The 25,173-nt window shown below is 75.7% G+C and carries 14 protein-coding genes; 9 read left to right on the plus strand and 5 right to left on the minus strand.

The genetic code is table 11. The annotated features are described in order from the left end of the window. Positions 1 to 48: 48 nt before the first annotated feature. From ACIGG8_RS12325 to ACIGG8_RS12350, 6 genes are all read left to right on the plus strand, one after another. Positions 49 to 906 (plus strand): DUF4132 domain-containing protein, encoded by an 858-nt coding sequence (locus ACIGG8_RS12325; RefSeq protein ID WP_396547460.1) that lies wholly within the window; start codon positions 49 to 51, stop codon positions 904 to 906. Next, positions 903 to 6,014, plus strand: a complete 5,112-nt coding sequence (locus ACIGG8_RS12330) for a hypothetical protein (protein ID WP_396547461.1) — start codon at positions 903 to 905, stop codon at positions 6,012 to 6,014. The genes ACIGG8_RS12325 and ACIGG8_RS12330 overlap by 4 nt, the downstream gene beginning before the upstream one ends. Next, positions 6,011 to 7,156 (plus strand): AAA family ATPase, encoded by a 1,146-nt coding sequence (locus ACIGG8_RS12335; protein ID WP_396547462.1) that lies wholly within the window; start codon positions 6,011 to 6,013, stop codon positions 7,154 to 7,156. Before ACIGG8_RS12330 ends, ACIGG8_RS12335 begins: the two co-directional genes overlap by 4 nt. Positions 7,157 to 7,160: 4 nt before the next feature. Continuing rightward, a complete protein-coding gene (locus tag ACIGG8_RS12340; protein ID WP_396547463.1) occupies positions 7,161 to 10,889 on the plus strand; it encodes a DUF5682 family protein in 3,729 nt (1,242 codons plus the stop codon). Further along, positions 10,886 to 12,829 carry a hypothetical protein gene (locus ACIGG8_RS12345; RefSeq protein ID WP_396547465.1) on the plus strand — a complete coding sequence of 648 codons (1,944 nt, stop codon included), beginning with the start codon at positions 10,886 to 10,888 and terminating at the stop codon, positions 12,827 to 12,829. Before ACIGG8_RS12340 ends, ACIGG8_RS12345 begins: the two co-directional genes overlap by 4 nt. A gap of 104 nt (positions 12,830 to 12,933) precedes the next feature. Further along, a complete protein-coding gene (locus tag ACIGG8_RS12350) occupies positions 12,934 to 13,386 on the plus strand; it encodes a MarR family winged helix-turn-helix transcriptional regulator (protein ID WP_396547467.1) in 453 nt (150 codons plus the stop codon). Between the two features lie 192 nt (positions 13,387 to 13,578). Here ACIGG8_RS12350 and ACIGG8_RS12355 read toward each other — a convergent pair whose 3' ends face one another. The 5 genes from ACIGG8_RS12355 to ACIGG8_RS12375 all read right to left on the minus strand — a co-directional run bounded on the left by ACIGG8_RS12355 (position 13,579) and on the right by ACIGG8_RS12375 (position 19,173). Then, positions 13,579 to 14,154 (minus strand): ATP/GTP-binding protein, encoded by a 576-nt coding sequence (locus tag ACIGG8_RS12355; RefSeq protein ID WP_350519087.1) that lies wholly within the window; start codon positions 14,152 to 14,154, stop codon positions 13,579 to 13,581. A 195-nt stretch (positions 14,155 to 14,349) separates the two neighbouring features. Beyond that, positions 14,350 to 14,733 (minus strand): DUF742 domain-containing protein, encoded by a 384-nt coding sequence (locus tag ACIGG8_RS12360; protein WP_396547468.1) that lies wholly within the window; start codon positions 14,731 to 14,733, stop codon positions 14,350 to 14,352. Continuing rightward, positions 14,730 to 15,161 carry a roadblock/LC7 domain-containing protein gene (locus tag ACIGG8_RS12365; protein WP_350519085.1) on the minus strand — a complete coding sequence of 144 codons (432 nt, stop codon included), beginning with the start codon at positions 15,159 to 15,161 and terminating at the stop codon, positions 14,730 to 14,732. The genes ACIGG8_RS12360 and ACIGG8_RS12365 overlap by 4 nt, the downstream gene beginning before the upstream one ends. Then, entirely contained in the window at positions 15,161 to 17,431 is a 2,271-nt protein-coding gene (locus ACIGG8_RS12370; RefSeq protein ID WP_396547470.1) for an ATP-binding protein, read from the minus strand. Before ACIGG8_RS12370 ends, ACIGG8_RS12365 begins: the two co-directional genes overlap by 1 nt. 473 nt (positions 17,432 to 17,904) lie before the next feature. Further along, complete coding sequence (locus tag ACIGG8_RS12375) at positions 17,905 to 19,173, minus strand: acyl-CoA dehydrogenase family protein (protein ID WP_396547472.1); 1,269 nt, start codon at positions 19,171 to 19,173, stop codon at positions 17,905 to 17,907. Between the two features lie 422 nt (positions 19,174 to 19,595). On the opposite strand from ACIGG8_RS12375, the gene ACIGG8_RS12380 reads away from it, so the two are divergent. The 3 genes from ACIGG8_RS12380 (at position 19,596) to ACIGG8_RS12390 (ending at position 25,133) form a co-directional block, all read left to right on the plus strand. After that, positions 19,596 to 20,672, plus strand: coding sequence for a GAF domain-containing protein (locus ACIGG8_RS12380; RefSeq protein ID WP_396547474.1), 1,077 nt, complete (start codon positions 19,596 to 19,598; stop codon positions 20,670 to 20,672). Positions 20,673 to 21,106: 434 nt separating this feature from the next. Further along, positions 21,107 to 22,693, plus strand: a complete 1,587-nt coding sequence (locus tag ACIGG8_RS12385; RefSeq protein WP_396547523.1) for a lipase maturation factor family protein — start codon at positions 21,107 to 21,109, stop codon at positions 22,691 to 22,693. Positions 22,694 to 22,898: 205 nt separating this feature from the next. Then, positions 22,899 to 25,133, plus strand: a complete 2,235-nt coding sequence (locus ACIGG8_RS12390; protein ID WP_396547476.1) for a hypothetical protein — start codon at positions 22,899 to 22,901, stop codon at positions 25,131 to 25,133. The last annotated feature ends 40 nt before the right edge of the window (positions 25,134 to 25,173 follow it).

Raw genomic sequence — 25,173 nt, forward strand, 5'->3', positions numbered from 1 at the left:
GATCTCGACGTGGTTCCCGGGTGCTCCCCGGGTGGGAGGAGTACGGCCGTGGCATGGGTGGAGACGGGCGCGGGAGGGTACCGCGTCACGCTCGACGGGGAGGGCAGGGTGGTGTGCCGCAACGCTGCGGGCCGCGAGCTCAAGTCCGTTCCGTCGAAGCTCGGTGACGACCCGGTGGTCACCCAGCTCAGGCAGCTCGCCGAGTGGCTGTCCGCGCACGAGCGGAGCTGCCAGGAGGACGTCGAGCGCTGGATGGTGCGCTCGCTGCCGGTGCCCGCCGCGGTGATCACCGCGGTGTGGCCGGACGAGGCCTGGCAGGCCGTGCTGCGCGACCTGGTGGTCACCGGCGCGGACGGCTCGGTCGCCGGCTTCCTGCGCGGCGCGGACGCCGAGCGCGGCCTCGGTCTGGTCGACCTGGACGGCGACACCGTCCGCCTCACCGACGGCGAGGTCCTGATACCCCACCCGGTCCTCCTCGAAGACCTCGACGAACTGCGCGAGTTCGCCGTCGAGCTCGGCGTCTCCCAGCGCGTCCAGCAGCTGTACCGCGAGGTCTGGCAACGGCCGGCGGAGCTGCCGGGCGGCACCGAGGTCACCACCTACGCCGGCGGCCGCTACCGCGAGCTGCGCGAGCTGGTCGGCCGCTGCAACCGGCTCGGCTGCCGGGTCCGCGGCGGCTCCGCCGTCCAGTCGATCACCGAGGGCGGGCGCACCGTCGAGGCCCGGGTGTGGGTCGGCGACTACTACGACTACGACGAGTGCGAGACCGGAGCACTCACCTGGGCGGGCGCCGACGGCCGGGCCCTGCCGCTCACCGAGGTCGGACCGGTCGCCTGGTCCGAGGGCATGCGGATGGCCGCCGCCCTGTACGCCGGCCGCACGCTCGAAGGGGAGGACGCCGCATGACCGCCACCGGCTCGCACACCGACGCCACCACCACCACGGCCACGCCCGCCACGCCGGAGGCCCTGCTCGACGCCGGCGCCGTGCTGCCGGCCGGCACCCTGGCCGGCGCCGGCCGCCCCGACAGCGCCGCCGACGTGCTCACCGCCCGCAGCTACACCCACCCCGCGCTCGACGGCCGCCGGATCGTCCGACTGGTCCCCGGCGCGCTCGGCGGGGCCGAGGACCTCGCCCTCGACTTCCTCGGCCTGGCGCCCGACGCCGAGCCCGCCGAGGTCGGCCAGGTCCGCCAGGAGGCGCTCGGCTTCCCCGCCTGGGCGCTGGTCCACGACCCGGCCAACGGTCACCACGCGCTCGCCCTGGTCAAGGAGATGGAGCGGCTGGCCCGCCAGGCCGCCTCCAAGCCCGGCGCCGCCAAGGACGGCTTCGACGCGCTCGCCACCCGCCTCGGCCGCGCCGTCCCGCACTTCCTGCCCACCTTCTGCGAGGAGGTCGGCCGGATCTTCCTGGACCACGGCAACCAGACCTACGCCGCCGCCTGGTTCGGCAAGGCCCGCGAGGCCGAGCGCACCCACGGCCTGACGGTGGACGAGGAGCGGCTGCGCGCCGTCTTCCTGGAGTTCGCCCTGGCCGGCGCGCTCACCGTCAAGTCGCTGCGCCAGTACGTCAAGGAGCTCGCCCAGCGGCTCGACCCGGCGACCGCCTGGCAGCGCTTCCGCCAGCTGTGCACCGAGCGCTCCGCGGCCGGCATGGCCCCCTACGCCGGGGTCGCCGAGGACGCCCGCGCACTGGTCCGGGCCGCCGGACTGGACCGCGTCGAGCACGAACAGGCGCTGCTCGCCGAGCTGCTGGACTCCCCGGCGGTCAACCGGGCGCCCGCCGCGTTCTGGAAGTCCTGGCACGGCGCGCTGGTCGAGCTGGGCACCCGCGACGCCGAGGTCCGCACCCGCCTGCTGGAGCTGCTGCCCGACCCGGCCGCCTCCGGCTCCGACCCCGCCCCGCACGACACCGCCTGGCTGGCGGTCCTCGCCGAGACCGGCGCCGAGAGCGTGCTCACCGGCCCCCGCGCCGAGGGCGCCGAGCCCGCCGCCGCCTGGCTCCGGCGCTGGTGCGACCACCTCGGCCGCGGCTGGCGCAGCCGGCCCAGCTGCCCCGCCACCCTCGCCCTGGCCGGCCGGATGGTCGAGCGGCTGCGCGCCGACGCCGTCCCGGTCGACCTCTTCACCGGCATCCGCGCCAGCCACACCCGACTCGACCTGCTGGAGCTCCTGCTCGCCGAGGGCATCCCCGTGGCCGACCCGCCGGCCGGCCTCGGCTTCGACCTGCGGGACTGGGTCGGCCAGTGCGGCCCCGACAGCGCCGGCCTCGACGCCGTCGCCGCCGACGCCCGCTTCCGGCCGCTGCTGCGCCGCGCCACGCCGCCCGCCTGGGAGACGGCCGTCGAGCGCCAGGTGTCCGTCCGGCCGCTGCTCGACGAGCTGTTCGCGGAGTGGGCCGAGGCCCGCGCCGAGGAGGTCGCCGCCGCCCGCGGTCTGGCCGGCGCCGCCGACCTGGTCCGCTCGCTGAGCCAGCACCGCACCGCCATCCGCACGGTCGCCCCGGCCGTCGCCGAGAAGATCGCCGCACTCGACGTCAGCGGCCTGCTCGCCCGGGCCCTCGGGGCCGGCATCCTGGACGAACTCGGCTGGCCCGCCCTGGAGGACGCGCTCGCCAAGCTCGCCGACCCGCCCGCCGCCGACGCCCCGCCGACCACCGCCCCGGGCCTGCGCACCAAGGGCCTGACCGGCCTGATCGTCGAGGACGCCTGGCCGTACCTGATCCTCGCCCGCCTGGACCGCGCCGTCGTGGTCGGCCCCGAGGGCGTCCTGCTGGACCACACCCTGCGTCTGCCCAAGCTGACGGAGAACTGGAACCGGCCCCGGCTGCGCCTGGTCGACGGCGAACTCCTGGTCGCCTGGTACCAGGACGGCAAGCAGACGGCCTACTGGTCCGGCCGCCCGGACCACACCTTCGAGCTCGAAGGCCGCACCATCGCCGGCTACCACTACGGCGAGCGGTTCCCCGAGGAGCCGTCCCTGCCGCTGCCCGGCGGCGGCCGCACCACCGGCGAGCGCCCGCTGCACCCCGGCGACACCCGTATGCCGAACGAACACCCCGTCCTCGGCGACGGCACCGGCTACTGGACGCTGCGCCACGGCACCGACGGCCCGGTCCTGCGCGAACTCGACCCGGTCACCGGCACCCTGGGCCGCGCCGCCGAGCCGCCCGTGATCGCCGCCACCGCCGCGGCCGGCCGGCTCGTCGAGGGCCGCACCCGCCTGCTGCCGCTGCAGCCCGGCCTGGAGCGGACCCCGCTCGGCACCGACGGCACCGTGCTCGGCAGCTGGGTGCGCACCGAGCCCGGGCGCGCCGTCACCACCTTCACCGCCGACGGGCAGCGCATCGTCCTGCCGCTCGACGGACGGCACCAGCCGGACACCGTCCCGGTCGGCCGGCTCGCCCTGCCCGGCGAGGGCCGCCCGGTGGTCAGCCGCCCCGGCGGCGAGCACCTGTCCCTCAACCTGCCCGACCTCGCCGACCGCGGTGACCGCACCGCCGACCTGCGCCCCTGCCGGTCGGGCGAGCTCTCCGCGGCCGGCACCGTCCTCGTCCCGCCGTACGACCACTGGCACGCCCTGCAGCCGCGGGACGAGGACGGATCCCGCGCGCTGCGCGCCGTGACCACCGAGCAGGCGGCCCGGCTGATCGACCTCGCCTGGCCCGTCGACGCCGAGCCCGTCCCGGAGGACGAGCAGCGCTGGCTGACCGTCCAGGGCGTCCGGCGCCCGCTCGCCCAGCGCGGCGAGGCCCGCAACAGCCTGCCCGTCGAGGCGGTCGGCGCCGCCCTGCCCGGCATCGCCCACCCGCTGCTGCTCGCCGGCGTCGCCGGATTCGCCCGCGCCGTCGCCGACCTGCTGGACCGCATCGCCCGCTTCCTCCCGCAGCCGGAGGCCGAGCGCCCCAGCAAGGCGGAGGCCGCCCAGTGGCGGCCCGACCACGGCCGGGACGACGAGCTGCGCGACGCCGTCCGCAACGTCCTGCCCGAGATCGGCGGCTTCGGCAACAGCTGGGGCACCTCCGACCGCTGCTGGGTGCTCAACAACCTGCGTACCGTCAGCGCCGTCCTCGCCGCCCCGCCCGCCGCGACCGGCGAGGGGTGGAGCAGCCCGGCGAGCGTCGCCCTGCACGGCGGCGACGCCAACCACGGCTGGCTGCACCTGCTCGGCCGGGTCGACGTCCTGGCCCACGCGGTGGCCGCCCCGCTCACCCAGCCGGACCACCGCTCCACGCTGGTCCTGCTGCTCGGGGAGCTCACCAAGGGGCCGCTCGCCGACCGCGGCGCCACCCTGCGTGAGATCGTCCTCGGCGAGCCGGCGGACAGCGCCGCCGCCGACCGGCCGGTCACCCACCGCCAGGGCGAGGTGCTGCGCCACGGCGAGCGCACCGTCGTCATCCTCGGCCACCGGCGCCAGTTCAACGACGGCACGATGCACTGGCTCGCCGTCGACCACGACCCGAGCGGGGAGTTCGGCCCCGTCGCGCACTTCACCACCGTCGAGGAGCGCGGCACCGAGGAGCGGGTCTCCGCCGCCTGGATCGCCGAGTTCCGGCAGGTCGCCGCCCTGCACGGCAGCGTCCCGTGGGATGCGGCCCGCGCCGCCGCCTTCTCCGAACTCACCGGCATCGGCACCACCCGCGCCACCCTGCTGCTCAGCCCGCCGTCCGGCCTCCTGCACTGGGGCAACGCCGAGCTGCCCGAGGAGTACGGCGCCAAGCCCGCCGCGGTCCGGGCCGCCCAGCGCTGGCTGCGAGGACACGACCACGGCGGCGTCGCCGACGTCTGGAGCGCCCTGCTGCCCGCCGACCCGAAGACGCTGTGGACCGACGGCCCCGACCTCGCGGCCGGCGCCGAGGCCTGGATCCGCCGCTTCGGACGGCTCGTCACCCTCCCCGAGGAGGCCCACGCCACCGTCCAGGGCGTGTCCATCGACACCGTCGAGGCGGTGCTCAACCCCTCCCACACCCCGTGGCTGACCCGCACCACCGCCTTCCGGATCCACAAGGACGCCCAGGGCACGCCCCGGTTGGTCGCCGACGACGTCACGGCGCTGCCCGACTCCGGCGCGCTGGACCAGACCATCGACGCCATCCGCTGGCTCGCCTACCACCTGCCCGCGGACAGCCCGCTGCGCGCCCTGCTGCCCCGGGCCGCCACCGCGCTGCGCGAGCGCCTGGCCGACCCGGAGCTGCTGCTCGACTTCGACCTCCTCGGCACCACCAAGAACACCCCGCTGGCCCCCGTGCTGCGCACCCACTTCGGCCTGCCCGCCGAGGGCGGCGCCGACCCGGACGGCGTGGTCCGCTGCGGCCCGGCGCTGGTCCTCACCCCGAACCACGAGGCGTACGAGCGGGTCTGGCTGCGACCGGCCGCCCTCACCGGCCCGGACGACCCGCTGCTCGACCTGCTCGACGGGCTCGCCGTCAGCTACTGGTTCAGCAGCGAGCGGGCCGCCATCTCCTCCGTCCTGCGCGGCGAGCCGGAGCGACTGGCCGCCTCGGCCGCCGCGACGGCCGACGGCGACAGCAGCGGCGGCGACAGCGGCGGCGACGGCCCGGCCTGGCTGCAGAACCCGCAGCTGTCCGCCCCCGAGCTGGTCACCGAGGTGTCCCGCACCCACGGCCTCGGCGAGGACGCCGCCGCGCTCTACCTCCAACTGCTCGCCCTGCCCGACCCCACCGACCGCAACGTCGCCCGCTGGACGGGCTGGAAGCCCGCCCGGCTGAAGCGGGCCCGCGCCGAACTCGCCGCCACCGCCCTGGTGCTGGAGGCCAAGCGCTCCCGGGCCGGCCGCAGCCTCTTCCTGCCCGGCGGCTGGCAGGAGGCCAAGTCCCCGGCCCTGCCGGCCGAGACCTGGAAGGCCGCCCTGTACGAACTGCCCACCCACCGGCCCGTACTGGTGCCGCTGCCCGTCCCCGAACTGTTCGCCCGGGCCTGGCAGTGCACCCTCGACGGCGACGCCCCCGGTTACGAAGAGCTCCAGACCAGCAAGCGCAGGAAGGCCCGTCGATGAGCACGACCACCGTCCCCACCCCCGCGGAGCGGCAGATCGTCCCGCCCGAGGAGAAGTACGCCGCCGAACTGGAGTTCCTCGCCGCGCACGACAGCGGCCCGCGCCCGCCCGGCTGGCGGCTCACCCCGCGCGCCGTCGTCACCTTCGTGATGGGCAGCGACGGCGAGAAGCTCAAGGCCGGGCGCAGGAGCCTGGCCGTCGAGCCCAAGTTCGTCGGCGAGCGCGCCCTGGTCGAACGCTGCGTCGTCACCCTCGCCGGGGAGCGCGGCCTGCTGCTCGTCGGCGAGCCCGGCACCGCCAAGTCGATGCTCTCCGAACTGCTCGCCGCCGCCGTCTGCGGCACCAGCGCGCTCACCGTCCAGGGCACCGCCGGCACCACCGAGGACCAGCTCAAGTACGGCTGGAACTACGCCCTGCTGCTCGCCAAGGGCCCCAGCCGCGACGCCCTCGTCCCGTCCCCGGTGCTCACCGCGATGACCACCGGCGCGGTCGCCCGGGTCGAGGAGGTGACGCGCTGCCTGCCCGAGGTGCAGGACGCCCTGGTCTCCCTGCTCTCCGAGCGGCGCGTCGCCGTCCCCGAGCTGGCGGGCAGCCCGGACGGGCAGCTGCACGCCGCCGCCGGGTTCACCCTGATCGCCACCGCGAACCTGCGGGACAAGGGCGTCAGCGAGATGTCCGCGGCCCTCAAGCGGCGGTTCAACTTCGAGACGGTCGGCCCGATCGGCAGCCTCACCGCCGAGGTCGAGCTGGTCCGCCGCCAGTCCACCGTCGCCGTCACCCGGGCCGGCGCCGCCTACGCGGTGGACGACGCCGTCCTGGAAGCCCTGGTCACCGCCTTCCGTGACCTGCGCAGCGGCCGCTCCACCGAGGGCTGGGACGTCGAGCGCCCGTCCACCGTGATGAGCACCGCCGAGGCCGTCTCCGTCGCCACCGCGCTCGGCGTCACCGCCGCGTACCTGCCCGACGGCGGCGACCTCCTCGGCCGCCTCCCCGGCCAACTCCTCGGCGTGGTCCGCAAGGACGACCCGGCCGACGCGGCCCGCCTGCTCGGTTACTGGGACGGGCCGGTGCGGCGCCGCGCCGAGCAGGGCGCCGCCACCTGGCGCACCCTGTGGGACCTCCGTTCGGCACTGGAGGCCTGAGCCGATGAGCACGAGCAGCGCGGTGACACCCGCCCCGGACGACGCGGACCGGACGGTCCGGACCGAGGCCGACCGGCTGGCCGCCTCCGGCACCGGCCGACCGGGGCCCTACCTGATCGGCGTGCGCCACCACGCGCCGTCCCTCAGCGCGGCCGTCCCCGCGCTGCTCGACGCCGCCCGGCCGGAGGCGGTCCTGGTCGAACTGCCCGCCGAGTTCCAACCCTGGCTCGACTGGCTGGCCGACGAGGCGACCGAAGCCCCGGTCGCCCTCGCGGCCGCCCCGGCCGGGCCCGAGGAGGCGGGCGGGCCCGCCTTCTACCCCTTCGCCGACTTCTCCCCGGAACTCGCCGCCCTGCGGTGGGCCCGGCGCAACGGCGTGGAGGCCATCGCCTGTGACCTCCCGCTCGCCCACCGCTCCGCCCGGGCCGCGGCAGGCCGGCCCGGTGCCGCCGAGCCCGGCACGGCCGGTGCGCCCGGCGTCGCCGACGCGCTGCGCCACCGCCTCACCGGCCGGGACTCCGATGAGGACCTGTGGGACCGCCTGGTCGAGACCGCCGCCCCCGGTTCCAGCCCGGAGGCAGTCCGGCGCGCCGCCCTGCTCGTGGGCTGGGCGCTGCGCCACGACGCCGAGGCCGGTCCCGGCGTCGACCCGTACGACCTGCGCCGCGAGGCCTGGATGCGCGCCCGCATCCGCGCCGCCTCGGCCGGCGGGCGCCGGATCGCCGCCGTCATCGGCGCCTTCCACGCCCCCGCCCTGCTGGACGGGCCGGTCGTCGCCGACGAAGCGACGCCCGACGACCCCGGCCACGTCCTGTCCCTGATCCCCTACACCTACCCGCTGCTCGACGCCCGCTCCGGCTACCCGGCGGGCATCCGCGACCCGGAGTGGCAGCACACCGTCCTCGACGCCGGCGGCGACCCCGAACGGCTCGCCGAGGCACTCACCACCACCGCCGTCCGGATCTGCGCCGCCCTGCGCGCCCAGGACCACCCCAGCGGCCCGGCGGACGCCCGCGAGATCGTCCGCCTGGCCGGCGACCTCGCCCGGCTGCGCGGCCACGCCGCCCCCGGCCGCGGCGAACTGGTCGAGGCGGTGCAGACCGTCCTCGCCCAGGGCGAACCCCTCGGCCGCGGCCGGGCCGTCGCCCGCGCCCTCGGACAGGTCCTGATCGGCACCCGCACCGGCCGTCCCACCCCCGCCGCCCCGCGCAGCGGGCTCGCACCCGCCGTCGAGACCCTCCTCGCCGACCTCGGCCTCCCAGGCCCCGGCGACCCCGGCCCGCGCGACCTGCGCCTCGACCCGCTGCGCAGCCCCCTCGACCGCCGCCGCGAGATCCTCCTCCACCGCCTCACCGCCTGCGACGTCCCCTACGCCGAGCCCGTCGCCACCACCGGCGCCGGCGGCACCGAAGCCCTCGGCACCCGCTGGAACCTCCACTGGACGCCCGCCACCGCCGCCATGCTCACCGTCGCCGGCACCCGGGGCGTCACCCCCGCCCAGGCTGCCGAAGGCGCCCTGCGCAGCCGCCTCACCGCCGACCCGTCCCCGCGCGAGATCATCGACGGCCTCACCGCCGCCGCCTCCTGCGCCCTCCCCACCCTCACCGCGACCCGCCTCACCCAACTCACCACCACCCTCCCCACCTCGGCCACCCTCCCCGACCTCCTCGACGCCCTCTCGCTCCTGGACCGCCTCGCCGCCGGCCACTTCCCGGGCTGCGCCCCGAGCGAGGGGACGGCACCGGCGGCGGCCACCCCTGCGCCGGGCGGAGCTGCGCTTCCGCGGACCTCGGGCGAGCTGCCGACCGCCGGTCCGTCGGGGGAGTCCGAGCCCACCGGCGGCGCAGTCGACGCCGACCGCGCCCGGGAGTCCGGATCCTCCGCCCCCCTCCCGGTCGAGCCGCTCTCGGCCGCCCCCCTGGCAGCCGCCGGGGAGGTCCTGACGGTCGCCGCCGTACGGCAGTTGGAGGGGCTGGGCGGCTCCGACGACCCGCAGGACGCCCGGGCCCTGGTGGAACTCGTGCGGCGGGCGGACCGGCTGGGCGGGGTGCGGCTGGCGTACGTGCTGGCCGAACTCGTCGAGCGGGGGAGCCCGTTGGTGCGGGGCGCGGCCGGCGCGGTGCGGGTGCTGCTGGGGCAGGACGCGGCCGGGGAGCTGGGCGGCCGGGCGGCCTCCTGGGTCGACGGCGCGACCGGCCCGGAGGCGCGGCACGCGCTCGGCCGGGCGCTGGTCGGGCTGCTGACGGCGGCGGAGGGACTGTTCGACTCCGCTCCCGAAGCGCTGGAGCCGGTGCTGGAGCGGGTCACCTCGCTGCCCGACGACGCCTTCCTGGACCGGCTGCCCGCGCTGCGAGGCGGCTTCGACACGCTCAGCCCGGCCGCCCGCGACCGGCTGCTGGCCCTGGTCGAGGAGCGCCTGGGCACCCGCCTCACCGCGTTGCCGGAGGAGGCCGGCCCCGCCGTGGTCGCCGGCTGGGTGCGGGCGGACCTCGCGGCCCGCTCTGCGCTGGCCCGCCGCGGCCTGCTGCCGGCGGCGCCGCCGGCCCCCGAGGCGACCCCCGAGCGGGACGCCGAGCGGGCCCACGCGCCGGGGCCCACCCCCGTGGGTGACCCGGCCCGGCACACCCTCGCCCCCGCCGACCGCTGGCGGCTGCTCCTCGGCCGCCCCGGCAACGGCGGCCTGAGCGGCCGGAGCGCCCGAATCGCCACCGCCCTGGACGAGTTGTACGGCAGTGGGCACGGCGAGGGCTCCGGCCCCGGACTGGAGAGCCGGGGCGGCCGGGGCGGCCGCGAGGCCCCCTACCCCGGCGTGCGGGAGTGGGCCGAGGAACTGGAGTCGCTGTTCGGACCTGGCCTGCGCGAGGAGGTGCTGGCCACCGCCGTCGCGCAGGGCCGCACCGACGTCCTGGAGGCGATCGACCCGTCCGCCGTGCGCCCGTCCGTCGAGCTGCTGCGCACCGTCCTGGAGCACGCGGGCGGCCTGCCCGAGGCCCGGCTGGCGCGGCTGCGCCCGCTGGTGCGGCGGCTGGTGGACGAGCTGACCCGCCAGCTGGCGACCACGCTGCGCCCGGCGCTGACCGGGATCGCGGTGCCGCGCCCGTCCCGGCGGCCGGGCGGCGGGCTGGACCTGGACCGGACCATCCGGGCCAACCTGGCCACCGCCCGTCCCTCGCCCGACGGCGGCACCCTGATCGTGCCCGAGCGCCCGGTGTTCCGGACGAGGGCGCGCCAGGCCAACGACTGGCGGCTGATCCTGGTCGTGGACGTCTCCGGATCGATGGAGGCCTCCACGGTCTGGGCGGCGCTGACGGCCTCGATCCTGGCCGGGGTGCCCTCGCTGAGCACCCACTTCGTCGCGTTCTCCACCGAGGTGGTCGACCTCACGGAGCGCGTCGAGGATCCGTTGAGCCTGCTGCTGGAGGTGCGGATCGGCGGCGGCACCAGCATCGCGAGCGGCCTGCGCTACGCGCGGGAGCTGGTGACGGTGCCGTCCCGCACGCTGGTCGCGGTGGTCAGCGACTTCGAGGAGGGCGGGCCGGTGGCCGGGCTGCTGGCGCAGACCCGGGCGCTGGTGGACTCCGGTGTGCACCTGCTGGGTTGCGCGGCGCTGGACGACACCGGGACGGCCCGCTACTCGAAGGCGGTCGCGAGCCGGTTGGTCGCGGCCGGAATGCCCGTGGCGGCGTTGAGCCCGCTGGAACTGGCCCGCTGGGTGGGGGAGAAGGTGCGATGAGCGTGATTGCGCGGACGAGTGACTGGCCGGGTGTGCGGCCGGAGGTGGTCGCCGAGGTGGTGGCGGGGCTGAGCGCCCGGCTGCAGAAACGGCTGGACGGTGCGGCGGCGAAGCTGGCGGAGCGTCCGGTGGCCCGCGAGGGCGACGGGTGGCGGGTGGAGGTGGACGAGGAGACGGTGCTCGTCCTGTACGCGCCGGGCGGTACGGTCGCCGACCAGGCGGACGTCCGCTGCGGCTGCCTGCTCGCCCCGGCCTGCGTGCACCGGGCCGCGGCCGTCACCCTCTGCCCGCTTGCCGAGCCGACCGCGGAGGAGGACCCGTCCGGGACGCCCGGGACGACCGAGCAGCCCGGGACGCCCGGACAGCCCGGGACACCCGCCCCGGCGGGAGCCGCGCCCGCAGGCCCGGCGCCCGTCGAACCGCAGGCCCCCGTCGCCCCCCTCACCCCGCTCACCACCGCCGAGCTCGACGCCGCCCGCCACCTCCACCGGGCCGCGACCGCCGTCCTCGCCGCCGGGGTGAGCGGTGCGGGCGCCGTCGCCCAGGCCGAACTCCTGCGCGCCGGCCACCGGGCCCGGCTCGCCGGCCTGCACCGACCGGCCGCGGCGGCCGTCGCCGTGGTGACCGGGGTCCGGGCGGCCAGGACCGGCGCGCCCGACCACCGGCTGGCGGACCTGGTGGCCGGCCTTCGCGAGCTGCTCGGTCTCACCACCGCGCTGACCGCGGGCGTCGGCCCGGTCGCCGAGCTGCGCGGCACCGCGCGCCAGGCCTACCGGGAGGAGGGCGGCCTGCGGCTCTACGGACTGTTCGCCGAGCCGGTGCTGACGGCGACCCACGCGGGCGCGGTCAGCTGGGCGGTGGACGCGGACGGGCGGCTCAGCACGATCGCCGAGGTCATGCCGCACGACGACGCGGCGGCGGCCGCCCCGCAGGCGGTCGGGGCCGGCAACCGGACGGTCCGGCTGGGCGACGCCGCGCTCAGCCACCGCGAGTTCAGCCGCACCGGGCTGGTCGTCCAGGGCGCGACCCGGTCCGCCTCCGGGCGGCTGGGGGCCGGCGCCGCCGTCCGGGCCGTCCGCGCGGCGGGCGCGGCGTGGGCGGCCGAGCCGGCGGCCCGGCTCTGGGCCGAACCGGCAGCGGCCCAGGTGGCACGGGCGCTCGCGGCGCAGGACCTCCCGTACGAGAGCCGGCCGGCCGGGAGCGACCTGCTCTTCCTGGACGTCACCCTGCTGGGCCCGGCCCCCACCGGGCCGGGCGGGGCGCCGCAGCTGTTGGCGCGGTGCGCGGAGGACGGGCCGGTGATCGCCCTGCGCGCGGCGCACGAGCACCCCGATCTGCCGTTCCGGGCGAACCTCGCGCTGCTCGCCACCGTGCCCGGCCTGCGGCTGCGGGTGGTCGGCCGGCTGGAACGCACGGACCGCCCGGAGCTGCGCGTGCTCGCGATCGGCACGCCGCCGCAGGCGCCCGACCCGCTGGCCGTGGCCGACGGCGCGGGCCGGGTCAACCTCGGCCTCGAACGCCTGCAGACCGCCGACCTCACCGTCCCCATTGCGACGGACCCTCCGACCGCCGACGCGCTCCCCGGCGTGACGGACCGTACGGCTCCCGAGCGCTCCGACGCCCCCGCGTCGTACGGTCCGCCCGTGCACGTGCTCGGCCGGCGGGTGGAGCAGACGGTCACCACCGGTCGGCACGCCCTCGGCCCGAGCGGGGCCACGGCGGCGGCCGACCGGGGCCTGCTGCGCGCCGCCGGGCTGACCACCGCCGCCGAGTTGCTGGACGGCCTGCGGGCCGCCGCGGCCGACCAGCAGCGTGACGTGTTCGGCCGGGTCGTCGCGGACGACCATGACGCCTTCGCCGCCGCCTGGCTGGCGGCTGCCTGGTACACGGAGGAGCTGGCCACGGCGCTCTGCGCGGCGGCCTGGACCGGGGAGGGGTGAGCCATCGGCCGAACTGCTTGCAGGGACCGGTAATCCGCGCTGACTGGCATACTTGTCGCCCAGGAGGCACCGACCACGAGGTGCAGCGGAAAGGACGGCGCGCCATGGGGATCCGGGACGACGCGGCCGAGATCCGGGCCCGCGGCTGGCGCACGCTCGCCGCCCTGCACGGCATGATCGACACCGCCCTGGAGAAGGCGCTCCAGGCCGAGTGCAAGCTCTCGGTGGTCGAGTACACCGTGCTGGACGCGCTCTCCCGCCAGGACGGCTGGCACATGCGGATGCAGCAGCTGGCCCGCGCGGCGGCGCTCAGCAGCAGCGCGACCACCCGGCTGGTCAGCCGGCTGGAGGACCGGGGCCTGCTGGGCCGTTACCTCTGCGCGGACGACCGGCGCGGCATCTACACCGAGCTGACGCCGGCGGGCCGCGAGCTGCTGGCGGTCGCCCGGCCCGTGCACGACGCCGTCCTGGAGGCGACCCTGGCCCGGGCCACCGAGGTCCCCGAGCTCGCTCCGCTGGTGGGCTCGCTCGCCGAGCTCGACCCGGCGCACGCCTAGCCGCACGGCTCCGCGGTCGGGACCGACCGCCCGCGCGACCCGCGGCCCGCGGCCCGCGGCCGACGGCACGGCCACGGCCACCCGTGCCCCTACGGCCGACGGCACGGCCACGGCCACCCGTGCGGCCGTAGCGGCCGGTACGTCCGCAGCGGACCGCGCAGCCAGGGCCGCCCGCGGGGCGGGCGACCGCCCTCACCGCCGCCCGGAGGCCAGGGCGTTGCGGTGCACCCGGTCGAGCAGCGCGAGCAGCAGTTCCTTGCTGGACGCCCGCTCCCGGACGTCGCACAGCACGACCGGGACCTCCGGCCCGAGGTCGAGGGCGCGGCGCACCTCGTCGGGGGTGGCGTCGCGGCGGCCGTGGAAGCAGTTGACGCCGATCGCGAACGGGATGCCGCGCTGCTCGAAGAAGTCCACGGCGGCGAAGCTGGATTCGAGCCGTCGGGTGTCGGCGAGGATGATCGCCCCGAGGGCGCCGAGCGCCAGGTCGTCCCACATGAACCAGAAGCGGAACTGGCCCGGCGTGCCGAAGAGGTAGAGCACCAGGTCCTCGCGGACGGTGATCCGCCCGAAGTCCATGGCCACCGTGGTGGTGGACTTGTCCTGGATGCCGTCGAGGCTGTCGACCCCGATGCTGGCGCGGGTCATCCGTTCCTCGGTCTGCAGCGGTTCGATCTCGCTGACCGAGCCGACCATGGTGGTCTTACCGACGCCGAAGCCGCCGGCGACGAGGATCTTGACCGCGCCGGGCACCAGGCTCTTGGTCGTCAATTCGGGTCTCCTGGAAGGGAACTGGGAGAGCGGGGGGCAACTGCGGCAGCCGGTCCGACTGGGGCCGGCCGGGCCGCCCGGGTTGACGGGAGCCGACCGGAGCCGACCGGGGAACCGGGCCGCCGGCGCGACCGGAGCCGCGTCGGGCGGTGCCCCCGCCGGCCGTCGGTACGGCCGCGGCGGGGGCACCGCCCCTCAGAGTCTGCGGACGCCCTCGATCACGGCCTGGATCAGCGAGATGTCGGGTGCTTCGGCGAGCTGGACCGGGGCACGGGTGAGGATCAGCCGGGCCTCGGCCAGGTCGTCCAGCAGCACCTTGACCACGCTGACCGGCAGGTCGAGGGTGGCCGCGATCTCGGCCACGGCCAGCGGGCGTTCGCGGCACAGGTCGATGATCGCGGCCGGTTCGGGCGAGAGCCGGGTGGTGTCGGTGCGCGGGTCGGCGGTGACCACCAGGGTGATCAGCGCGAAGCCGTCACGGACCGGCCCGGTGCGCCCGTTGGTGATCGCGTAGGGGCGGACCAGATGGCCGGCGTCCTTGTCGTAGAACCAGCCCTCGTCGGTGTCGGCGGTGGTCACGCACCGCCACCCACGCCGACCTGGCCGGCATCGCTGCGCGGCGCCGCGGTGAGGTACTGGCCGACCTGCTTGACCAGCATGTTGATCTCGTAGGCCATCAGTCCGGCGTCCACCTGCTCGCTGGTCAGGACGGCGAGCCGGGCGCCCTGCCCGGCGGTGGTGACGAACAGGAACAGCTGGTCCATCTCGACCACGGTCTGCCGGACCCGCCCGCCGTTGAAGCGGTGCCCGGCGCCGCGGGCCAGGCTCTGCAGGCCGGAGGCGACGGCGGACAGGTGCTCGGCGTCGGCCCGGTCGAGGCCCTGGGACATGCCGACCAGCAGGCCGTCCTCCGAGAGGACGATGGCGTGCCGGGTCTCGGGGACCCGTGCGACCAGCTGGTCCAGCAGCCAGTTGAGGTCGCGCTGGGTTTCGGTGTGCTGCGTCATCACTGCTGTTCCTTGGCTTCCTGAGCGGCGGAGGCTTCCTGAGCGGCGGAAGGTGCGGCCGGGGTGCGGGGGGCGGCGGGCGCCGGGGAGGCCGGGGCGCCCGGTTCGGTGGCGGCCGCGCGGGCGGTCCGGGTGCCGCGCTGGATGGCGGCCATGGTGGCGCGGGAGCGCTGCGGTGACGGGTCCTCGGCTTCGGCGTCGGCTTCGGCACCGCCGTACCGGGGCGCGAGCGGGGCGGCCGGAGCCGCCGGGGTGCCCGGCGCGGCAGGTCGGACGGCGCCGGCGGGGCCCGCATGGCCGGGGTGGCCGAGGGACGGCGGGAGCAGGGCGCCGGGCGCGTTGGCCTCGCGGAGCTGCTCGGCGAGGCTGGCGTTGCGGACCCGCTGCGGCAGGACCCGCGGGGTGCGCAGTTCGCCGTCCGGGCCGTGCTCCACGCGGTCCTCCTGCGGGCGTTCGTGGGTCGTCGCGGAGTGGTCGGCGGGCGCCGGGTCGAACGGCGCCGGGTCGAAGGGCACCGCGGCCGGCTCGCCCGCGAGCTCCGTGCCGTAGTGGCCCGCCGACGGGCCCTCGGCGAGGGCGTCCGCGGGGACGTCGCCACCCGCGCCGCCGGGGACGTCGTACGGGCGCGGCAGGGCGGGCCGCGGGACGACCACGGCACCGGGCAGTCCGGGGATCCGGGCGCCGACGGGCAGACCGCCGTTGGCCGGTGCCGCAGGAGCACCGTCCCGCGGCCCGCCGTCGACGAGTCCGCCGTCGATCAGCCCGCTGTCCAGCAGACCGCCCTCCAGCAGCCCCCCGTCGATCAGTCCGCCGTCGAGGAGACCGCCGTCCGGCAGGTGGCCGTCCGCGCGGCCGCCGTCCGCGGGTCGCGGGTCGACCAGCTCGCCGGCGATCACGGTGCCGTCGCCCGCGACGGCACCGGTGGTCGTTCCCGGAGCACCGTCGAGCCCGGTCTCCGGGGAGGCAGGCCCGGCGGGTCCGGTCGGTCCGTTGCCCAGTAGTCCGCTGAGCACTCCGGCGAGCGCGCCCGACAGTTCCTCGTCGACCTCCCCGAGGTCGCCGTCTCCCGTCGCCCGGGCGTCCGGGACCGGGGTGCGGGTGACGCGTGCGCCGGAGGGCAGTCCGGGCACCGCGGCCGGCTGTTCGGCCTGCTCCAGCAGGGCCGAGGGCACCAGCACCACGGCCCGGGTGCCGCCGTACGGCGAGGGCCGCAGGGTGACCTGGATGTCGTGCCGGGCGGCCAGCCGCGCGACGACGAACAGGCCGAGGCGCAGGTCGTCGCCGAGCGCGGAGACGTCCAGCTCCGGCGGGTTGGCCAGGTACTCGTTGAGCCGCTCGTACTCCTCCTCGCCCATGCCGAGGCCGCGGTCCTCGACCTCGACCGCCAGGCCCTTGGGCACCTCCTGCGCGGAGACCTGCACCTGGGTGTACGGCGGGGAGAAGGTGGTGCCGTTCTCGATCAGCTCGGCGATCAGGTGGATGACGTCGGCGACGGCCTGTCCGCTGAGCGAGGCGCGCGGCACGCCCTGGACGACGACGCGGGCGTAGTTCTCGGTCTCGGAGACGGCGCTGCGCAGCACGTTGACCATGGGCACGGCGTTGCGCCAACGGCGGGCGGGCAGTGCGCCGCCGAGGATGACCAGATTCTCGGCGTTGCGCCGCATCCGGGTGGCCAGGTGGTCGACCGCGAACAGCTCGCGCAGCAGCTCGGGTTCCTCGTGCTCGCGCTCCAGCGCGTCCAGCATGCTGATCTGGCGGTGGATCAGGATCTGCGTGCGGCGGGCGATGTTGAGGAAGACCTTCTTCGTCCCTTCGCGGCCCTGGGCCTGGTGGACGATGGCGGCGACGGCGGCCTGGCGGACGGCGGCGAGGCCGTCGGCGGTCTGCTGGACCTCGTCGCCGATCCGGCGGGAGGGCGCCCAGGCGGGCGGGGTGGGCACCGGCTCGCCGGCGCGCAGTCGCCCGACCACCTCGGGGATCTCCTGCTGGGCGAGCGCGAGGGTGTCGGCGCGCAGCCCGGAGAGGCGGCCGGACAGCATCCGGGCGGCCCGGATGCCGCGGATGAGGCTGAACAGCAGGACCACGGCGACGACGGCGGTGCCGATCAGCAGCGCGGTGCGGTTTCCGGCGTCGCGCAGCAGGTAGGCGGCGTAGCCCCAGGCTGCGGCGAGGCCCAGGCTGGGGACCAGCACGAGGGCGAGGAGCGAGCTGCGGAGGGAGCCGGACCGGCCGGCGCGGTGGCCCGTGCGGGGGGCCGATATGCCTGGCATCTGATTCCTTGTTGCAGGGCCGAGTTGCAGGCCGGGTCGCGGGGTCCGAACGACGGATCGGCCCGTGCGGCCCGGGCGGGCTTCAGGGCGCCGAGGCCGGGGCCGCCGGACGGGGTGACGCGGTGTCACCGTCCGGGCGGTGTACAGCCACGGCCGCCGACGGCAGGAAACCTATCAGTCCCAGGTGGCCTCATCGCAACATCAACTGACGATATGTGAACGGCTGATGACCCGGGAGGTTCTCGGCGGCCGGAGCGTTCGCCGATGGATTGCTGCAGCTCAGCGCCTTCGTCGTGACATGCGGACGGCCCTCCGGGAGGCGGGGTGCGCTTCTCGGAGAGCCGTCAGGAACAGGTCAAACGATCGTATGCTGAAGGATCGCCACCGTCTGTCCCGGCCGGGCCCTGGCCGGAGGTCGGGTGCCGCTGATCAGCCCGGTCAGGTGCGGGGGGCGCCCGGACCGGTACCGGTGATCAGCCCGCCAGCGAGATCGGCACCACCCGTCCGTCCTTCTCGTCGCGGCCCTCGGCCTCCAGCTGGTTCAGCTCGGTCCACGCCCAGCTCGCCAGGTCGGACAGCTCGGCCGACCACTGCTTGCCGTAGGTGCCCGAGGCGACCTGCCCGAGCCGGAGCTTCTGGACGTCCGAGGTGCCGGCCGGGGCGTAGATGTGGGTCGCGTCCCGCAGGTAGCGGATGATGTTGAACTCCTCCTGGGTGCCGCGGGCGGCCAGGATCTCCATCGCGCTGCGCGCCGAGTCCATCGCGTACTCGGTGTTGATGAGCTTGGCGTTCATCAGCTCGGCGTCGCACGGCTTGCCGTTGTCCAGCAGGTGCGAGGCGTGGTACGCGGCCAGCTTGGCGGTCATCAGCTTGGACTGCAGCTCGCCCAGCTTCAGCGCGACGCTGTTCAGCTGGTTGAGCGGCTTGCCGTACAGGACGCGCTCCTCGGCGTAGCGCACGACGTCCTCGACGATCGCGACGTGGATGCCGAGCGCCACGGCGCCCAGGTTGAGGCGGCCGTAGAGGGTGGAGGAGGAGTAGGCGACGTCCAGGCCCTGCCCCTCCTCGCCCAGCCGGTTGCCGACCGGGATGCGGCAGTCCTCGAATATCAGCTCGCCGAAGCTGAAGCCGTGCAGGCCGCCCTGGGTGCCGAGCGTGCCGGTGCGGAAGCCCGGCCGGTCGCTCTCGACCAGGAAGGCGGAGAGCCCCCCGCTGCCCTTGTCGGTGCGGAAGACCACCCCGTGCACGTCGCCGATGTGGGAGTTGCCGACGAACCACTTGCGGCCGTTGATCACGTACTCGTCGCCCTCGCGGCGGGCGGTGCCGGCCATGCCGAGCACGTGCCCGCCCGACTCCGGCTCGGTGACCGCGATGGTCGGCAGGGACTCGCCCGAGGCGAACTTCGGCAGCCACTCGCGCCGCTGCGCGTCCGAGCCGAAGTGGATGACCTTGGCGACGCCGAGCTGGGAGGCCTGCGCCATGGCGCCCATCGCGCCGCTGACGCGGGCGAGTTCCTCCACGATGATGGTCTTGGCCAGGTGGCCCAGCCCCAGGCCGCCGAACTCCTTGGGGATGGTCACGCCGATCCAGCCGCGGCGGGCGATCTCCCGGGAGAGCTCGAACTCGACCTCCCGGTCGGCCTCCATTCTGGCGACCTGCGGACGCACCTCCTTCTCCGCGAACTCACGGACCTCCGCCCGGAGGCTCTCGTGTCGCTCGTCGGTGAAGTAGTCCATAGCCATGCTTGGTCCTCTCGTTCCAGTGGGTGTCGTGCCTCCGTTCATGCCGTCGATGCCGCTCCGGCCGCGCCCCGGGGATTTCGGGTGGGGGTGTGGAGGTGTGGCGGCCGATCGCTCCCTTGCAATCGGTGCATGCGGACCCTGGCGCGGTTTCCCGGGGGGAGAGGAATACCGTCCGTGTCTCCGGCAGGGCTCATTGTCATATGTGAACACCCCCTTCACAGCTAGTTGATCTTGGAATGGCGAGATTCGGCGCGTCGTAGTTACTCACGGGTTTCGTTCCCGCGCGGGGAGGGGAATGATCTTTCCCCTCCTCGCAACCCGGCTGAGCGCCCGTTCACATGCGGCTTTGACTGTGCATCAGCAACGCTGGTGACCGGTACCGGTAGCACCGAAGGGCCCGGATGTCTGATTACATGTGCGCCATGACTGATGTGATGAGCACTCAAGGCCAGTTCCCGGGTGCCGCCGGGGAGTCCGAGCGGACCCGCAGGCTGCGCAGCCTGGGTCTGAACGAACCGTCCGCGGACGAGGCCTTCGACCGCTTCGCGCACCTGGCAGCCAGCATCACCCGCGCTCCCATCGCGATGGTCAACTTCATCAACGACGAGCGCCAGATGTTCCGGGGGCTCTACATTCCGCCAAACTCGGCCGAGATCGCGGCCGAAGAGGGAGCTTCGTGGGCGGACCGGGGCATCGCCTTCGACCTTCCGACCCGGCAGATGCCGATGAGCCACGGCTTCTGCCCGCACGTGGTCGCCCAGCGCTCGCCCCTCGCGCTGGACGACATCCTCGCCTACCCCCGATTCGCCGGTAACCCCGTCGTGGACGAACTCGGCGTCCGGGCCTACCTCGGCGCCCCGCTCGTCGACGACACCAACACCGTCATCGGCACCGTCTGCGTCCTCGACCGGGAACCCCGGCAGTGGGGCCGCGAGCGGCTGCGCGACATCCAGCACCTCGCCGAGGCGCTGCTCTCCGAGATCCGGCTGCGCGACAACCTGCTCGCCCAGCAGCAGGAGATGTTCGCCGCCTTCGACGGCTCCCCGTTCCCCATCATGCTCACCGACGGCCCCGGTCAGGAGATCCGCTACGCCAACGCCCAGCACGCCGGCGCCTTCGGTGCCCCGGTGGCGTACGGCGCGATCGGTCAGGCCTACCCGCAACTCGGCGTGGCCGGCCTGCAGCAGGCCGTCTCGGAGGCGTACCGCACCGGGCGCACCACCGTCCTCAACGACGTCCGGGTGCAGTCGACCAGCCCCGACGCCCAGCGCATCCAGCAGATCTTCAGCTTCACCTGCACCCCGCTGCGGGCCGCGCGCACCGGCCAGGTCAACGGTGTCCTCACCGTCGGCATGGACGTCACCGCACAGTCCCGCACGGAGGAGGAGCTCGGCACGCTGGCCGCGCTGCTGGTCGACCGGCTGCAGCAGAACGGCGCCGCGACCGCGACCGGCCGTCCGGGCATCGCCGGCGGAGCCGGACTCGTCCTGCCGGGCTGAGCCGCCGACCGGTCACCCGCGTGCGGCACCGAGGCCCGCGCCCGAACCGCCCGATCCGTCCGTGCGGGCCGGTTGGCCCGCATCACCCGCATCACCCGCGTCCCGCGCGTCCCTCGCATCACCCGCATCACCCACGTCCCCCGCATGACAGGCACTACGCACAGTCCGTCCACCAGTCGTACTGCTCGTACCACTTGCATGACTTGCACGACTTGCACCATCCGGACCACCCGCGCCGTCAGCGCCACCCACCACCGTGGCGGGGTGCCTCTCACCCCCGATGAGAGGCTCCCCGCCACAGTGCCGTCCGGGCACCGAACGGAACTCCGCCCCCACGGCGCCGCGCGCCCCGGCCGGGCCGAGCGGGTGAACCGTCCGCCGCCCGCGCCCCGGCCGGGCCCGCCCGCCGGACGGCGGTGGTAGGCATGGGCCGCATGGACTGGTTCGCCGCCCCCGACTACTGGCTGAGCCGGCTGCTCGTCCAACGCCTGCTCGCCGCGCTCTACCTGATCGGATTCCTCAACGCCGCCGCGCAGTTCCGCGCCCTCATCGGCGAGAACGGCATGCTTCCGGTGCCCCGCTTCACCGCGCGCGTCCCCTTCCGGCAGTCACCCGGCCTCTTCCACCTCCACTACAGCGACCGCTTCTTCGCCGCCGTCGCCTGGAGCGGGGCCGCCCTCGCCGCCGCCGTCACGGCCGGGCTCGGCGACGCGGTGCCGCTCTGGGCCTCGATCCTCCTCTGGGCCGTGCTGTGGACCCTCTACCTCTCCATCGTCAACGTCGGGCAGACCTGGTACTCCTTCGGGTGGGAGTCCCTGCTGCTGGAAGCCGGCTTCCTCGCCGCCTTCCTGGGCAACGCCGACACCGCACCGCCCACCCCGGTGCTGTGGCTGATGCGCTGGCTGGTCCTCCGCGTCGAGTTCGGCGCCGGACTGATCAAACTGCGCGGCGACAGCTGCTGGCGCGACCTGACCTGCCTCCGCTACCACCACGAGACCCAGCCGATGCCCGGACCGCTCAGCTGGTTCTTCCACCACCTGCCCGACCCGCTGCACCGCGTCGAGGTCGCCGCCAACCACTTCGTCCAACTCGTCGTACCGCTCGCCCTGCTGCTCCCGCAGCCGGTCGCGAGCTACGCGGCCTGCGCCGTCATCGCCACCCAGCTGTGGCTGATCGCCTCCGGCAACTTCGCCTGGCTCAACTGGCTCACCGTGACCCTGGCCGTCGCCGCCGTGGAACCCGCCCGCCTCGGCCTGCCCGTCCACGCCCGCGCCTACCCCGGCACCCCGCTCTGGTACGAGACGCTGGTGATCGCGCTGACCGCGGCCGTCGTCGTCCTCAGCTACTGGCCGGTGCGGAACATGGTCTCCCGCGGCCAGGTCATGAACCGCTCCTTCAACCGCCTCCACCTCGTCAACACCTACGGCGCCTTCGGCAGCGTCAACCGCCTGCGCCAGGAGGTCGTGGTCGAGGGCACCGACGAGGCGGTCCTCACCCCGCGCACCGTGTGGCGGGAGTACGGCTTCAAGGGCAAACCCGGCGACGTGCGCCGCCTGCCCCGTCAGTACGCCCCCTACCACCTGCGGCTGGACTGGCTGATGTGGTTCGCCGGCATCTCGCCCGGCTACGCCCGCCCCTGGTTCCTGCCCCTCGTCGCCCGCCTGCTCGCCGGCGACCCGGCCACGCTCCGGCTGCTGCGCCACAACCCCTTTCCGGACGCCCCACCGACCCACGTCCGGGCGACCCTCTACCTCTACCGGTTCACCGATTGGCGCGAATTGCGGGAAACCGGCGCGTGGTGGCGCCGCACCGCTCTGAGCGAGTACCTCGCGCCGGTCGACCTGCCCGCCCTCGGCCGCGCCGGGTACCGGCCACCGGTCGGCCGGCCGCGCCGCGGCGTCCGCGAGGTCCCGCTGGAACGGCTGCGAAGGCCCGGCCGCCGCCCCGGTCCGTCCACCGTTCGGAGGCCGGGACACCCGTCCGGACCAGCGCCGGACCACCCGGGAGGGTCCCCCGAGTAGCGGCCAGGCGGGCGGTATGGCACACGACACCGGCCCGTCGGGGCGGTGGGTGCGTGCATGGCTCGAACGGGCACCCGTATTCTGGGCCTCCACACCGGCAGCCCGCCCGCGCGCCCCCTCGCCCCTCCCCGGGGCACCCCCGCGCAACCGGTCCGCCGCCCCCTCGCCGCCAGCCCCGCCGTCGTCGCCCAGAACCGGACCTCACATGACAGTGCTTCACTCGCGCAAAGCCGACGCAGCCGACCCGGCGGACGTCGCCGACGCCGCAGACGTCAAGGACCCCCAGGACGCCGCCGCGGAGCCCGACCTCCGCGAGGACCTCGGCCGCTACGCCGAACTCGGGGCCTTCACCCTCACCGCCGACACCCACGCCTGGTACGCGGCTGTCGACACCGTCGCCACCCCGGAGGACGCCCGCGCCGCGTCCACCGCGCTCGCCGAGCTGCGCGGCAGCGACCTGCAGCAGACCTGGGAGGCCGTCACCGCCCTGGCCGCCGAGGTCAAGCTCGACGAGCCGGACACCGTCGCCAAGACCGCGCTCCTCGTCGAGATGCTCCAGCGGGTGCACCGCACCTCCGCCACCCTCACCACCGCCGCGTACGACGCCGACCTCGGCGCCCTCGCCGCCGCCACCGCCGACAGCGCCTGGCGCCGTGAGAACGGCGTCAAGCTCTCCTGGCTGCGCGGCCGCTCGCTGCGCAAGCAGGCCGCCGCCCTCGCCACCGACCGGCGCGTCCGCCGCGAGGACCTGCACGAGGCGCTCACCTCCGCCGAGATCGAGCGCCGCGCCTGGGCCGCCCTCGCCCCGGCCGGCAGCCTCCCGGTGGCGCCCGCCGACGGCGCCCTGATCGACCGCACCGCCCAGGCCTTCGAGGCGATCAACACCGGCCTGCGCGAGCTCTCCCGCCTCCTGCCCGACCACGACCTGGACGGGCTGCCCTTCGCCGAGCTCATCGACCTGGTCGAGCGGCTCGCGGCCGACGAGGGCACCCTCTACCGCCTCCCCACCATCCGCGGCCTGCGCGCCACGCTGGAGGAGGCCGGTCTCGGCGAACTGCTCACCGAACTCGCCGCCGCCAAGGCCGACCGCCGCGCCGCCGAGGCCGCGTATTCGGCCCGCCAGGCGCTCGCGGGCGGGCAGCGGGACGGGCTGGCGGAGAAGGCCGCCGCCGAGGACCTGACGGTCGAGGAGTCGGCGGTCGAAGAGTCGGCGGTCGAGGAATCGGCTGCCGAGACCGAGGCCGGTGCCGAGGCCGACGCTGAAGCGCTTGCGCGTCAGGCGCTCGCCGGTGGGCAGCGGGACGGTCTCGTGGAGGAGGTCCCGGCCCCGGTGACCGCTCCCGCCGGGGAGACCGTCGAGGTCGATGCGGCTGTCGACGTCGAGGCCGAGGCTGAGGTCGAGGACGTAACCGAGGCTGAGACCGGTGTTGAGGCGATGCCGGGCTCGGACTCCGACACGGACGCCGCCGCCGTCGAGACGGCCGCCGCGGAGGAGCTGACGGAAGAGGCCCCGGTTGCCGTGGTCTCCCTCCCGGCCCCCTCCCCGGCTGCCGACGACCTGGTCGCCGCGGCGACGGCCGCCCTGGCCGAGGTCGCAGCGGTGGAGGAGACCGCGACCGAGGACGCGGAGTCGGCCGTCGAGGTCGAGGAGCCCGCCGCCGAGGCCGACGTGACGGAGACCGGAGCCGTCAACGAGGAGCCCGCCGTCGAGGCGAAGGCCCTGGTGACCGAGCCCGAGGTCGAGGCTGAGGTCGAGGTCGAGCCCGAGGTCGAGCCCGAGGCCGCTGTCGAGGAGCCGGTTGTCGAGGTGGACGTGGCTGCTGACGATGTCGCCGAGGCTGAGCCGGTGGCCGAGGTTGTCGTCGAGGCCGAGGCCGAGGCCGAGGCCGCGCCGGCTGAGCCGGTGACCGAGGTTGTCGCCGAGGAGGCCGCTGCCGAGGTCGAGCCCGAGGTCGCTGTTGAGGAGCCCGTTGCTGAGGTCGTCGTCGAGGAGCCGGTTGTCGAGGCCGAGGCCGAGCCCGAGGCCGTCGTTGAGGAGCCCGTTGCCGAGGTGGCCGTGGCTGCTGAGGACGTTGCCGAGGCTGAGCCGGTGACCGAGGTCGTGGCCGAGGAGCCCGCTGCCGAGGTCGTGGCCGAGGAGGCCGCTGCCGAGGTCGTCGTCGAGGAGCCCCTCGTCGAGGCGGAGACCTCCGCGGCCGAGCCCGAGCCCGAGGCCGAGCCCGCTGCCGGTCGCGTGAAGCCGGACTTCACGCCCGGTCGTCCCGTGACCGCCTACTCGGCCGACGAGCTGCTCGCCGTCGTGCGGTGGGTGGACGGCGACGGGGTCGAGCGGAGTGACGAGGAGCTGCTGCGCGCGGCCATGAAGGAGCTGGGCTTCGCCCGTCTCGGCCCCCGCATCAAGGAGGCGCTGGGCGCCGCCGTCACCGCCGCACGCGGCTGACCTCGCCTGCCCCACAGGGCCCGGGACGCGACTTCGCGTC

The sequence above is a fragment of the Kitasatospora sp. NPDC085464 genome (assembly GCF_044541955.1).
Lineage (GTDB): Bacteria > Actinomycetota > Actinomycetes > Streptomycetales > Streptomycetaceae > Kitasatospora.